Source organism: Planococcus halocryophilus (assembly GCF_022489025.1).
Taxonomy (GTDB): Bacteria; Bacillota; Bacilli; order Bacillales_A; family Planococcaceae; genus Planococcus; species Planococcus halocryophilus_A.
This window is the reverse complement of the sequence record NZ_JAKVTG010000040.1, coordinates 1-1,035: the sequence shown is the minus strand read 5'-3', so window position 1 is coordinate 1,035 and position 1,035 is coordinate 1. Positions and strand designations below refer to the sequence as shown.

Annotated in this window: 9 tRNA genes and 1 rRNA gene; all 10 read right to left on the bottom strand. The window is 51.6% G+C overall.

Annotated elements, in window-relative coordinates:
• Window positions 1-76 (bottom strand) — tRNA-Ala (locus MLE13_RS17855).
• A gap of 6 nt (window positions 77-82) precedes the next feature.
• A tRNA-Pro gene (locus MLE13_RS17850) sits at window positions 83-159 on the bottom strand.
• 29 nt (window positions 160-188) lie between these two features.
• Window positions 189-265, bottom strand: a tRNA-Arg gene (locus tag MLE13_RS17845).
• 19 nt (window positions 266-284) lie between these two features.
• Window positions 285-373: transfer RNA gene (locus MLE13_RS17840), tRNA-Leu, on the bottom strand.
• A gap of 24 nt (window positions 374-397) precedes the next feature.
• Window positions 398-472 (bottom strand) — tRNA-Gly (locus tag MLE13_RS17835).
• A 5-nt stretch (window positions 473-477) separates the two neighbouring features.
• A tRNA-Leu gene (locus MLE13_RS17830) sits at window positions 478-562 on the bottom strand.
• Window positions 563-583: 21 nt separating this feature from the next.
• A tRNA-Lys gene (locus MLE13_RS17825) sits at window positions 584-659 on the bottom strand.
• 7 nt (window positions 660-666) lie between these two features.
• A tRNA-Thr gene (locus MLE13_RS17820) sits at window positions 667-742 on the bottom strand.
• 7 nt (window positions 743-749) lie between these two features.
• A tRNA-Val gene (locus tag MLE13_RS17815) sits at window positions 750-825 on the bottom strand.
• Window positions 826-835: 10 nt separating this feature from the next.
• A 5S ribosomal RNA gene (rrf, locus tag MLE13_RS17810) occupies window positions 836-951 on the bottom strand.
• Window positions 952-1,035: the final 84 nt, after the last annotated feature.

Below are 1,035 nucleotides of genomic sequence, written 5' to 3'. Positions count from 1 at the left end.
TGGTGGAGCCTAGCGGGATCGAACCGCTGACCTCCTGCGTGCAAGGCAGGCGCTCTCCCAGCTGAGCTAAGGCCCCATTGTTTGGTCGGGAAGACAGGATTCGAACCTGCGACCCCTTGGTCCCAAACCAAGTGCTCTACCAAGCTGAGCTACTTCCCGAACTTAGGTGCTGAGTTTTTTAAAAAATATGGTGCGCCCGAGAGGACTCGAACCTCTAACCGCTTGATTCGTAGTCAAGTACTCTATCCAATTGAGCTACGGGCGCTATATGCTATTGATGTAAATGGTGCCGAGGACCGGAATCGAACCGGTACGGTAGTCACCTACCGCAGGATTTTAAGTCCTGTGCGTCTGCCAGTTCCGCCACCCCGGCTAAGGGTCGGTTCTTAAAAACATATGGAGCGGAAGACGAGGTTCGAACTCGCGACCTCCACCTTGGCAAGGTGGCGTTCTACCACTGAACTACTTCCGCAAAAATGGTGCGGGTGAAGGGAGTCGAACCCCCACGCCCGAAGGCGCTAGATCCTAAGTCTAGTGCGTCTGCCAGTTCCGCCACACCCGCGTGGCAATATTAAAATTAAAATGGTGAGCCATGAAGGATTCGAACCTTCGACCCTCTGATTAAAAGTCAGATGCTCTACCAGCTGAGCTAATGGCTCGAAAAAGTGGTGCCGGAGAAAGGAGTCGAACCCTCGACCTACTGATTACAAGTCAGTTGCTCTACCAACTGAGCTACTCCGGCGAAAAAATGGTGGAGGATGACGGGATCGAACCGCCGACCCTCTGCTTGTAAGGCAGATGCTCTCCCAGCTGAGCTAATCCTCCGATATGTATTGCCCAGCGACGTCCTACTCTCACAGGGGGAAACCCCCAACTACCATCGGCGCAAAAGAGCTTAACTGCCGTGTTCGGGATGGGAACGGGTGTGGCCTCTTTGCCATCATCACTGGACTATTTGGTTTTGAAAGACAAGATTTATTATACCAGTATATCACTGGGTTTTTCAAGCTTTTTCTCAAAAACTTTTTCTTATTC